15 protein-coding genes are annotated in these 10,117 nt (G+C 61.6%); 12 read left to right on the forward strand and 3 right to left on the reverse strand.

Features of this window, described 5'->3' with window-relative positions; all coding sequences use genetic code 11:
* Window positions 1-3: 3 nt before the first annotated feature.
* From hisH to hisF, 5 genes are read left to right on the forward strand one after another with little or no spacing between them, the layout of a single operon-like run.
* Window positions 4-639, forward strand: a complete 636-nt coding sequence (hisH, locus tag I7X09_RS20850; protein WP_200313444.1) for an imidazole glycerol phosphate synthase subunit HisH — start codon at window positions 4-6, stop codon at window positions 637-639.
* Window positions 636-887 (forward strand): hypothetical protein, encoded by a 252-nt coding sequence (locus tag I7X09_RS20855; RefSeq protein ID WP_095969963.1) that lies wholly within the window; start codon window positions 636-638, stop codon window positions 885-887. Before hisH ends, I7X09_RS20855 begins: the two co-directional genes overlap by 4 nt.
* A 19-nt stretch (window positions 888-906) precedes the next feature.
* Window positions 907-1,641 carry a bifunctional 1-(5-phosphoribosyl)-5-((5-phosphoribosylamino)methylideneamino)imidazole-4-carboxamide isomerase/phosphoribosylanthranilate isomerase PriA gene (gene priA, locus I7X09_RS20860; protein ID WP_003942371.1) on the forward strand — a complete coding sequence of 245 codons (735 nt, stop codon included), beginning with the start codon at window positions 907-909 and terminating at the stop codon, window positions 1,639-1,641.
* 9 nt (window positions 1,642-1,650) lie between these two features.
* A complete protein-coding gene (locus I7X09_RS20865) occupies window positions 1,651-2,484 on the forward strand; it encodes an inositol monophosphatase family protein (protein ID WP_095969964.1) in 834 nt (277 codons plus the stop codon).
* A complete protein-coding gene (gene hisF, locus I7X09_RS20870) occupies window positions 2,481-3,254 on the forward strand; it encodes an imidazole glycerol phosphate synthase subunit HisF (protein ID WP_095969965.1) in 774 nt (257 codons plus the stop codon). The genes I7X09_RS20865 and hisF overlap by 4 nt, the downstream gene beginning before the upstream one ends.
* Here hisF and I7X09_RS20875 read toward each other — a convergent pair.
* On the reverse strand, window positions 3,251-3,868 hold the full coding sequence (locus I7X09_RS20875) for a TetR/AcrR family transcriptional regulator (RefSeq protein ID WP_442800602.1): 618 nt from the start codon (window positions 3,866-3,868) through the stop codon (window positions 3,251-3,253). The two genes, hisF and I7X09_RS20875, sit on opposite strands and share 4 nt — an antisense overlap.
* Before the next feature lie 133 nt (window positions 3,869-4,001).
* Here I7X09_RS20875 and I7X09_RS20880 point away from each other — a divergent pair, with 133 nt between their 5' ends.
* On the forward strand, window positions 4,002-5,483 hold the full coding sequence (locus I7X09_RS20880; RefSeq protein ID WP_200313448.1) for a flavin-containing monooxygenase: 1,482 nt from the start codon (window positions 4,002-4,004) through the stop codon (window positions 5,481-5,483).
* Between the two features lie 21 nt (window positions 5,484-5,504).
* Here I7X09_RS20880 and I7X09_RS20885 read toward each other — a convergent pair whose 3' ends face one another.
* Entirely contained in the window at window positions 5,505-6,026 is a 522-nt protein-coding gene (locus I7X09_RS20885; protein ID WP_200313450.1) for a universal stress protein, read from the reverse strand.
* Between the two features lie 100 nt (window positions 6,027-6,126).
* On the opposite strand from I7X09_RS20885, the gene hisI reads away from it, so the two are divergent.
* The 4 genes from hisI (at window position 6,127) to I7X09_RS20905 (ending at window position 7,884) form a co-directional block, all read left to right on the forward strand.
* Complete coding sequence (gene hisI / locus I7X09_RS20890) at window positions 6,127-6,474, forward strand: phosphoribosyl-AMP cyclohydrolase (RefSeq protein ID WP_050655350.1); 348 nt, start codon at window positions 6,127-6,129, stop codon at window positions 6,472-6,474.
* 6 nt (window positions 6,475-6,480) lie between these two features.
* A complete protein-coding gene (locus tag I7X09_RS20895) occupies window positions 6,481-6,774 on the forward strand; it encodes a DUF1905 domain-containing protein (RefSeq protein WP_200313452.1) in 294 nt (97 codons plus the stop codon).
* A gap of 23 nt (window positions 6,775-6,797) precedes the next feature.
* A complete protein-coding gene (locus tag I7X09_RS20900) occupies window positions 6,798-7,424 on the forward strand; it encodes an SRPBCC family protein (protein WP_200313454.1) in 627 nt (208 codons plus the stop codon).
* A 73-nt stretch (window positions 7,425-7,497) separates the two neighbouring features.
* Entirely contained in the window at window positions 7,498-7,884 is a 387-nt protein-coding gene (locus I7X09_RS20905) for a DUF2784 domain-containing protein (RefSeq protein WP_200313456.1), read from the forward strand.
* A gap of 108 nt (window positions 7,885-7,992) precedes the next feature.
* On the opposite strand, the gene I7X09_RS20910 is transcribed toward I7X09_RS20905, so the two are convergent.
* Window positions 7,993-8,418, reverse strand: a complete 426-nt coding sequence (locus tag I7X09_RS20910; protein WP_095969972.1) for a nitroreductase/quinone reductase family protein — start codon at window positions 8,416-8,418, stop codon at window positions 7,993-7,995.
* A 109-nt stretch (window positions 8,419-8,527) separates the two neighbouring features.
* On the opposite strand from I7X09_RS20910, the gene I7X09_RS20915 reads away from it, so the two are divergent.
* Window positions 8,528-8,950, forward strand: coding sequence for an ArsR/SmtB family transcription factor (locus I7X09_RS20915; protein WP_200313458.1), 423 nt, complete (start codon window positions 8,528-8,530; stop codon window positions 8,948-8,950).
* Entirely contained in the window at window positions 8,947-9,996 is a 1,050-nt protein-coding gene (locus I7X09_RS20920; protein ID WP_124569419.1) for a cation diffusion facilitator family transporter, read from the forward strand. The genes I7X09_RS20915 and I7X09_RS20920 overlap by 4 nt, the downstream gene beginning before the upstream one ends.
* Window positions 9,997-10,117: the final 121 nt, after the last annotated feature.

Here is a 10,117-nt window from a genome sequence, read left to right on the forward strand (position 1 = left end):
GGCATGAGCGCTTCCACGATTGCTGTACTCGATTACGGCTCCGGCAACCTGCATTCCGCTACTCGCGCACTGGCGCGCACCGGGGCGCAGGTGGAGGTGACCAACGATATGAAGGTTGCACTGGCGGCAGACGGTCTCGTGGTACCCGGTGTCGGCGCGTTCGCGGCCTGCATGGAAGGTCTGCGCGCAGTCCAGGGTGACCGCATCATCGGCAGACGCTTGGCCGGTGGCCGGCCGGTGCTGGGCATCTGCGTCGGCATGCAGATTCTGTTCGATCGGGGAGTCGAATTCGGTGTCGAGGCGGAGGGCTGCGGCGAATGGCCTGGCACCGTCGAGAGGCTGCAAGCTGAAGTTCTGCCGCACATGGGCTGGAACACCGTGGCGGCTCCGGAGTCCAGCACCCTGTTCAAGGGCATCGACGCCGACACCCGCTTCTACTTCGTCCACTCCTACGGTGTGCAGAGCTGGGAACTCGCGCCGTCCGAGCACATCGCACCTCCGAAGCTGACGTGGGCAGATCACGGCGGAAAGTTCCTCGCTGCCGTGGAGAACGGAGCGTTGTCCGCGACGCAGTTCCACCCCGAAAAATCCGGCGACGCAGGCGCCGAGTTGCTGAGCAACTGGGTGCAGAGTTTGTGACCGGGAGCTCCGGCCCGAACCGCGGCGACGACTTTTCCCTCGCTCGTCTGGCGTTGTTCTCGCTCGGCGCCGCTGTTGCTGCGTTGGCGGTCGCCACCGTCGTCATCGTCGTGCTCGAACCCTCGCCGGGTGTCGGTCTCGCGATCGGTCTCGTGGGGGTCGTCGCTGCGATCGCGGCAATGGGCGTCGTATCCAAGCGGATGACCCGAAAAGCGTTCGGTGACCCGGAAGACGGTTCGAGGTCCTGACCTACTAGGGTTACCGCACGTGAGCCTGGTCCTTTTGCCTGCTGTAGATGTCGTCAACGGTGAAGCTGTTCGCCTCGTGCAAGGAGAGGCGGGAAGTGAGACCGGTTACGGGTCGCCCCGCGATGCTGCTCTTGCGTGGCAGAACGACGGCGCCGAATGGGTGCATCTGGTCGACCTCGACGCCGCTTTCGGGCGTGGGTCCAACAGCGAACTGCTGGCCGGCGTCATCGGTGACCTGACGGTCAAGGTGGAACTCTCCGGAGGAATCCGCGACGACGCTTCCCTGGAAGCCGCACTGGCCACCGGCTGTGCTCGCGTGAATCTCGGTACCGCCGCTATCGAAGATCCCGAGTGGTGTGCGCGTGCATTGGCCAAGTACGGCGACAAGATCGCCGTCGGCCTCGACGTTCGTCTCGTCGACGGTCAGTACCGCACCCGTGGTCGCGGCTGGGTCACCGACGGCGGCGATCTGTGGGAGACCCTCGCGCGTCTGGATCGCGACGGCTGCACCCGTTACGTCGTCACCGACGTCTCCAAGGACGGCACCCTCACCGGTCCCAACCTCGAACTTCTCAGTCAGGTCTGCGCAGTCACGGACGCGCACGTCGTGGCCTCTGGTGGTGTGTCGACCATCGAGGATCTGCTCGCCATTTCCAGCCTGGTGGATCAGGGTGTCGAAGGCGCGATCGTGGGCAAGGCGCTCTATGCCGGACGCTTCACACTCCCCGAAGCACTGGCAGCAGTTTCCGGATAGATTTTCCAGATGACTCCGACGCGTGACCTCGACGAACTTCTCGCGATTGCGAGTCGGCTTCTCGACGGCGTCCACGATCAGTTCGTCTCCGGTGTCGGTGCCCCGAGCGCGGTCCGCAAGGGTTGGGGCGATTTTGCCACCGAGGTCGATCTCGCGCTCGAGAAGCGGTTGACCGCGGAGTTGTTCGAGCAGACCGGCATCGAGGTGCACGGCGAGGAATTCGGTGGCCCCGACGTCGGTTCGGGACTTGTCTGGGTTCTCGACCCCGTCGACGGAACTTTCAACTATTCGGCCGGATTGCCTACTGCCGGAACGTTGTTGGCGCTTCTCGACGACGGTGTCCCGGTGCTCGGATTGACCTGGCTTCCCTTGATCGGTCACACATACGCGACTCGTGCCGGCGGTCCGTTGCTGGTCAACGGAATCGCCGTACCTCCGCTGGAGCCAACCGATCTGGCGTCGTCGATCGTCGGCTTGGGTGCGCTCAACGTCAACAGTCGCGGCCGGATCCCCGGCAGTTTCCGGCTCGACCTCCTCGCCGAGATCAGCAAGGTGTCCTCGCGGATCCGGATACACGGCTCCACCGGAGTCGACCTGGCGTTCACCGCTGCGGGCATCCTGGGCGGTGCGATCGTCTACGGCCGCAATGCGTGGGACAACGCAGCCGGTGTCGCGCTCGTTCGCGGAGCGGGCGGGGTGGTCACCGATCTGGCCGGCAACCCGTGGACCGTAGAATCGGAGTCGGTGCTCGCCGCCGCCCCGGGCATCCACGGTGAGATTCTCGATATCCTCAACGCGCTCGGTGATCCGCGCGCTTCGTCCTCAGGAGGACCACAGTCATGACCCTCGCAGTTCGCGTGATTCCGTGCCTCGACGTCGACGCCGGACGAGTGGTCAAGGGTGTCAATTTCGAGAATCTTCGCGACGCCGGAGATCCCGTGGAACTCGCGGCGGCGTACGACGCTCAGGGCGCTGACGAACTGACCTTCCTCGACGTCACCGCGTCCACGTCGGATCGTGGCACGATGCTCGACGTCGTAAGTCGTACTGCCGAGCAGGTTTTCATTCCTCTGACTGTCGGCGGTGGAGTGCGCACGGTGGCGGACGTCGATCGTCTGCTGCGTGCCGGTGCCGACAAGGTCAGCGTCAACACCGCGGCAATCGCGCGCCCGGAGCTACTCAAGGAACTGAGTGAGCGTTTCGGCTCGCAGTGCATCGTCCTCTCGGTCGACGCCCGCACCGTTCCCCAGGGGCAGCCGGACACACCGTCAGGGTGGGAGGTCACCACTCACGGAGGCAAGCGCGGGACGGGTATCGACGCGGTCGAGTGGGCCGAGCGTGGCGCGGAGTTGGGAGTGGGGGAGATCCTGCTCAACTCGATGGATGCCGACGGCACCAAGGCCGGCTTCGACCTTCTGATGATCCGTGCTGTCCGGGCGGCGGTCCACGTACCGGTGATCGCCAGTGGCGGTGCCGGCCTGGTCGAACACTTCGCTCCTGCTGTGGAAGCGGGCGCGGATGCAGTTCTGGCAGCGAGTGTCTTCCACTTCGGCGATTTGAGCATCCCGCAGGTCAAGGATGCGATGCGCGCCGAGGGAATCGTCGTTCGCTAGGCGTTCTCGGCGCGGATTCCGTCGAACATGAGGCGACTGATGGCCTGGTTCAGTGCTGCGCAGTCGACGGACGAATCGGCTCGCAATCCGTGAATTGCACTTGCCAGCATCATGCCGTTGACGGCCTGCGCAGTGTTGTCGACGTCGAGGTCGGCGCGTAGATAGCCGCATTCGACTCCGTGATGCAGATACGCCGCGGTCAACGATGCCGACTGGTCGAGTAGATCGAGCATCCTGCCTGTGAGATCGGCGTCGACGCCGGTCGTTTCGAAGAGGAGAACCCGCGGAATACGCGGGTCGTCGAAGAAGATGCGGGGGAGTGCTTCGGCGATGCGACCGACCTGCGCGCGGTACTCGTCCAACGTGTTTGCTGCGTCAGGGGCATTCTCGACGGCGAGTGCGCTGATTATTTTTGCGATCAGATCGTCGATGACGTGGTCGATGATGTCGCGCTTGTTCTCGAAGTATCGGTAGAACGTGCCGTGACCGATTCCGAGAGTTGTTGCGATATCGGCAATTCCGGTCGCGTGGTAGCCGTGTTTCGCGAAGCACTCGAATGATGCGTCGATGATCTCGCGGCGCAGTTCCGCCTTTTTTCGTTCTGCTCTGGTCATGGCCTTCGTCACGTCAGGAATGATACCGTTCTCAATAACGGAATGACATGTCAGTTTCTGATGTGCAGTTCACGGGTGCGTGGTTCACAGATGCGCGGGTTCATGGTGTGCAGTTCACGAGAGGGATTCTCCGATGGCAGTGCAGTACGACGCAGTAGTGGTGGGGGCGGGCTTCGGTGGAATGGGTGCGGCCATTCAACTCAAGCGGATGGGCCTGGACAACCTGGCGATCCTCGAGCGTGAGGACGATCTGGGTGGAACCTGGCACGTCAATCGCTATCCCGGTTTGGCCGTCGACATCGCGTCGGTCACGTACTCGTACTCGTTCGAACCCAATCCGAACTGGTCCAGGCTCTTCGCACCTGGTGCCGAACTGAAGAAGTACGCCGATCATGTCGCGGACAAGTACGACCTGCGTAGGCACATGACGTTCGGTGCTGTGGTCAACGGAGCCCGCTGGGACGAGGATTCCTCGCACTGGGTCGTATCCGTCGAGGGATCTCTGGATATCACCGCAAAATACCTCCTGACCGCGACGGGCTTCCTCTCGCAGCCACATCGCCCGGACATCTCCGGCATCGACGAATTTGCGGGCAAGATCATCCACACCACCGCCTGGGACGATTCCTACGATTTGTCGGGCACCAAGACCGCAATCATCGGAACCGGTGCCACTGCCGTGCAGTTGATCCCCGAGGTGGCGCGGCAGGCCGCAGAGTTGACCGTCTACCAACGCACACCGATCTGGGTAGTTCCCAAGATCGACGTCCCCATTCCGAGCGCGGTGCAGAGGCTGTTCTCGCGCATTCCGCTCACCCAGCGAATCGCTCGCGCTGTCAGTTCGTCGATACTCGAAATGATCATGGTCAGTGCGGTCCTGCACTACAAGCAGGTCAAACTGTTGAACAAAGGCGCTGCAGCCGCATCGCGAGCGTTTCTGCGGTCGCAGGTCCGCGATGCCGGCCTTCGCAAGCAACTCACACCGGACTACGACTTCGGGTGCAAGCGACCCACGTTCTCCAACAGCTATTTCCGTACGTTCACCAAGGAGAACGTGCACCTTGAAACTACGCCGATCGACCATATCGCCGCCGACGGCATCGTCACCGCTGACGGACGCAAGACCGAGATCGACACCTTGGTGCTGGCAACCGGCTTCAACCTCTGGGACGTGAACTTTCCGGCTATCGAGGTTATCGGCCGTGAGGGCCGCAACCTCGGCAAGTGGTGGCGCGACAACCGTTTCCAGGCTTACGAGGGAGTTGCGGTTCCTTACTTTCCCAATTTCCTCACGCTCGCCAGTCCGTACTCGTACAGCGGTTTGTCCTACTTCACGACGATCGAATCGCAGATGCAGCACATGGATCGACTGTTCGGCGAGGTGAAACGGCGCGGCGCGGACACCTTCGAGGTCACCGAAACCGCCAACGCCAAGTTCCTGGACCGGATGACGGAGAACCTCGCGGACTCCGTCTTTTACGGCGGTAGTTGCCAGACTGCGCGGAGCTACTACTTCAATCAGCACGGCGAGGCTGCGATCCTGCGGCCCACCTCTACGCGCAACGCGTTTGTCGAAGCGAAACGCTTTCCGCTCGAAGACTATTCGATCATCTAGGCGCGCTTGTCCCGTGTTCGGCTAACGTGTCGAACCGACTCCGATCGGAACCGATATCACGGGATAACGGTTCTGCCGCTTCAGTCGGGACGTGACCGAACTGTGCATCAGTTTGCTCACCGCGGAGGCAGCACCTTTTCGCGGTGATCCGATCACGATGGTGAAGGCGTCGTACTTGTCGGCAGTCGCGAGAATGACACCGGCCGGGTCGCCGTAGGTGCAGTCGTACGTCCACGTATCGGTGTGTGAGGCGAGCGCCGAGGTCGTCTGCTCGCGTTGCGACACCATCTCGTCGTGCAGACGCGTGTCGAATTGTGGTGAGTCGATTTCGACAGGCAAGTCCTCGGAAGTGATGCAGTGAACGACGTGGAGGGCCGAATCTTCCTTGGCGGCAAGCATCAATCCGTAGCTGACGACATTCTTGCTGGTCAGGCCTGTGCCGATGCCGAGAACTATGTGGCGGGTAGGGACGCGATCGGTACTCGGGTTCGCGAGGTGGCAGGTGTACTCCGGGTGTGGACCGTCATGATGCTGATGGTTCATGTCGGATCCTCTTCCGCAGCGACGGCGACGTAACTCCCATTCTAGGGCGGCCACGCAGGGGAATTCCACGGAAGTCACAGGTGGAAGGTATAAACGTCATATGAGTCTTGATCCCGCAATCGCAGCGAAGCTGAAGCGTAACGACGCCGGACTGTTCAGCGCGGTTGCGCAGGAGAAGTCGACCGGTGATGTGCTGATGGTCGCGTGGATGGATGACGAAGCGCTCGCGCGAACACTGGAAACCCGTAAGGGGACGTACTATTCGCGCTCGCGGCAGCAGTACTGGGTCAAGGGTGAGACGTCGGGGCACACCCAGTACGTCCACGAAGTGCGACTCGACTGCGACGGCGATTCGGTCTTGCTGATCGTCGACCAGGAGGGCGCGGCGTGCCACACCGGCACTCACACGTGTTTCGACACCGACGTCCTACTCGCCGCTCAGCAGTGACGCGACATGGCCGCTGACAAGACTCCACAACCGCTCGATTACACCTTCACCGCTCCTATCGAGAAAGACGGGGCGTTCGCGACGTTTCTCACCGTGCCCGGTTCGGCGGAACTTCTGGGAACCAGACGCGCAGTCAAGGTGGTCGGGATCCTCGACGGCGAGCATCCCTTCGAGGCGACGCTGATGCCCTCCGGCGACGGACCTCATTGGCTTCCGCTCCGCGTGGCGTTCTGCAAGGCGATTGGCAAGAGCCTCGCTGGAGAAGAAGTATCGGTACGTCTACAGCAGCGATTGACCTGAAGTTTCCCGAACCGAGGAGAATTGTGGTCGACAGAGCCGTTGATTCGTTGCAGATGGTAGCGCGAGAGCTGAGTCCGTTCGGCGGTGACGAGGGGAAAACACGCACGCTGCGCATGTCGCGGACTCTCGCGGCACCCATAGGCACGGTCTGGGCGGCGATAACCGAGTTCGACCGCATTCCCCAATGGTTCATGCCGGTCGCGGGAGAAGCCATGATCGGAGGCCACTATCAGCTCGAGGGCAACGCCGGCGGCGAGATTTTGGCGTGCGATGCTCCTCGAACTCTTCGCATCACCTGGGAATATGCCGGCGATGTGAGCTATGTGACTGTGAATCTCGCCCAAAAAGGCAGTGGTGCAACGCTGTTCGACTTCGAACACGCTGCGGACGTGGAGCCTGATCGGTGGGCCGAGTACGGTCCAGGTGCCGTCGGCATCGGGTGGGACATGGGACTGCTCGGGCTGGCTCGACACGTGGAACTGGGGATCGCGACCCCACTCGAGACACCCGAGTGGTCGGCGAGCGACGAGGCCAAGGCGTTCATCGCGGGAAGCAGTGAACTGTGGGCCGAAGCTGCGATCGTATCGGGCGACGACCCGGATGCGGCTGCAGCCGCCGCTGCTCGCACGACGGCTGCATACACCGAGTAGATCGTCGCTGCGGGGACTAACATCGGAATAGTCTGGTTGTTGCGGGACTTCCGCGCCACGAGCGGAGACGACGATGGTGTATCGGCTCATCGAAGTAGTGACGGTGTTCGTTCACTTCGGATTTGTTCTCTATGTGGTGCTGGGTGGATTTGTCGCGTGGAAGTGGCGTCGTACCATCGCAATCCATCTTGCTGCGGTTGTCTGGGGAGCCGGTTCGATAGCGGTCGGATACGACTGCCCGCTGACCAATCTCGAGAACTGGGCCCGCCGGATGGCCGGAATCGCGGAGTTGCCGTCCACCGGATTCATCTCGCACTACATCACCGGCGTGTTCTATCCGGTGAGTATCGAAGGCCTGGTACAGGCGGTCGCGGCGACGGTGGTTGTCGGATCCTGGGTCGGATACGTGCTGCTCGCACGGCATTCGAAGGCTGAGGTCAAAGCGTCGTCAGTGTCGTGATTCTTCAGGGTCGTGATTCTTCAGGGTCGTGATTCTTCAGTGTCATGATTCCTTGGTGACGATCCCTGGCGTTTCTGGATGGAAACGGCAGGGAGGCGCTGTCAGGAATTACGCGCGAGTCAGTGCCACCACCGGAATTGTGCGGATCCCAGCTGTCTTCTCCGCATATTCGGCAAATCCCGGGTATCGACTGGCCTGCTCGTCGTAGATGCGGTCACGTTTCTCGCCGGTTACTTCGCTGACGGAGACCGGGTATGTTTCGGTGCCGACCTCGACCTCTGCCTGGTCGGTGGCAACGAGGTTGTAGTACCAGTCGGGGTTGGTCGGGGCGCCGGCCTTGGATGCAAAAACGTAGATGGTCTTAGGATCCCGCTCGTCTGCCAGATACATCATGGGACTGACGAAATCGCGCCCGGATTTACGTCCTGTGTGATGGACCAACACCATGGGCGCACCTTCGAAGGGGCCACCTACCTTGCCCTCGTTTTCCCGAAACTCCGAAATGATGCCTGCGTTCCAATCGTCGGTACTCATCGTTGTCTCCCGGTCTGCGAGTGGCGAAAGGCTCTGCTGCCAAGCTTTGCACAACTGGTGAATCGACGAGAGATCATCTTCGGCGTCCAGCATGATCTACTATCTACGTATGAACGCAGATAGTGGTGTTTGTCGCCGCAAGCTTCCCGATGATCAAGTCGACCTCGTAGTCGAGGTGTTCCGCATGCTCGCCGACGCAACTCGTGTGCAGGTGTTGTGGGCATTGGTCGACCGCGAGTGCTCGGTGAACGAGCTGGCAGAACGTGTCGGCAAGCCGGCGCCTTCTGTGTCACAGCACCTGGCGAAACTGCGTATGGCGAGGTTGGTGCGAACGCGCCGTGATGGTACGACGGTGTTCTATCGCCTGGAGAACGACCATGTGCGCCAACTGGTTACGGATGCGGTCTTCAATGCCGAGCATGCCGGACCCGGATTGCCGGGGCATCACCGTAGTGAAGGTGAGCTTCGGGAGATTCACCCGGAGCGCTCGGCGAAGGTCGATCGTACCGATCAAGAAGAAGGTGCGTCATGACACACGAGCCCAAGACGACCCACGGACACGGTCACAGTCATGGACGTGGTCACGGTCATGGCCACGGCCCGAAGGGATTTCGATCGGCAGTTCGCGAAGTGTTCTCCCCGCACAGTCACGACGCTGCCGACAGTGTCGACGACGCGTTGGAATCGAGCGTAATTGGCATCCGGGCGGTCAAGATCAGTCTTGTCGCGCTCGGGGTCACCGCAGTTGCTCAGGTTGCGATCGTGGCGATCTCGGGTTCGGTGGCGCTGCTGGCGGACACCATTCACAACTTCTCCGACGCGCTCACGGCAGTCCCACTCTGGATTGCCTTTGCGCTCGGCCGACGTGCGGCGACCAGGCGTTACACCTACGGGTTCGGCCGTGCGGAGGACCTGGCCGGATTGTTCGTGCTTGCGATGATCGCATTGTCGGCGGTGATTGCCGGTGTGGAGGCAGTTCGGCGTTTGATCAATCCGGTGGAGATCGAGCACCTCGGTTGGGTAGCGGCTGCAGGTTTGATCGGTTTCATCGGCAACGAACTCGTGGCGTTGTATCGGATCAGAGTGGGGCGGCAGATCGGTTCCGCAGCTCTGGTGGCCGATGGATTGCATGCTCGTACAGACGGATTCACTTCGCTCGCAGTCCTTCTGGGGGCGGGGGGAGTTGCGCTGGGTTTCCCGTTGGCAGACCCGATCATCGGCCTTGTCATCACCGTGGCCATCGTGGCAGTGCTGAGGACCGCAGCGCGAGACGTCTTCCGGCGGTTGATGGACGGCGTCGAACCGGAGTTGGTGGACGATGCCGAACATGCGCTGCAACACGAGCCTGGAGTTCTCGGCGTACGTGATCTGAAGATGCGATGGATCGGGCACCGGTTGCACGCCGATGCGGAACTCGACATCGATCCACGGGCAACTCTTGCCGAAGCTCACGCAATCGCGCACAGCGCCGAGCATTCGCTCACTCATGCGGTGCCCAAGCTCGCCACTGCCCTGGTGCATGCGTATCCGGCGCATGATGCGCCGAATTCGGAGGCGGCGGTCGGAGCGCAGGCCTGATCTGCAGAAACAGACCTCGCGGAATCCTTCAAATGTTCAGTTCGGAACTTGTTTTGCCATTTGACGAGATGGGAAGGTTATGCAACCCTATCTTTGATCAATCGGCGGACTGTGTCGAGTG

Origin of the sequence: Rhodococcus sp. P-2 (assembly GCF_016598535.1) — a bacterium.
Classification (GTDB): Bacteria; Actinomycetota; Actinomycetes; order Mycobacteriales; family Mycobacteriaceae; genus Rhodococcus_F; species Rhodococcus_F baikonurensis.